Source organism: Corallococcus carmarthensis (assembly GCF_003611695.1).
In the GTDB taxonomy this organism is placed as follows: Bacteria; Myxococcota; Myxococcia; order Myxococcales; family Myxococcaceae; genus Corallococcus; species Corallococcus carmarthensis.
The window spans coordinates 1-417 of the sequence record NZ_RAWE01000501.1 but is presented as its reverse complement, the minus strand read 5'-3'; the positions used below and the strand labels follow the sequence as shown (position 1 = coordinate 417).

General features: G+C 30.2%; 1 protein-coding gene. It reads left to right on the top strand.

The window, feature by feature from the left end:
• The coding region (locus D7X32_RS44680) for a transposase (RefSeq protein WP_147450548.1) at positions 1-417 on the top strand (417 nt) is incomplete at both ends.

The following is a 417-nucleotide window of genomic DNA, read 5'->3' as shown; positions in this document are numbered from 1 at the left end:
ATTCTATTGAGAACGAAGATTGTACTCAAATTAGAAAACAGACCCGTAAAAAAAGAACTGAGATTAAGAAGTTCAAAAAGAAATTTGATGATTATTCCGAAAGAAAAAGTAAATATGAAGAACAAAAATCGATTCTTAAAGATAGAAATAGCTTTTCTAAAACTGATCATGATGCAACTTTTATGAGAATGAAGGAAGACCATATGAAAAATGGCCAACTTAAGCCAGGATACAATTTACAAATAGCGACAAATTCTCAATTTGTTTTATCCTATGACCTATTTCAAAACCCGACAGATACTAGAACTTTAATTCCATTTTTAACAATGATTCAAAATACCTTCGGTTATTTACCTGAGTATATTGTAGCTGATGCAGGTTATGGTAGTGAGCAAAACTATATGGCTATTATAGATG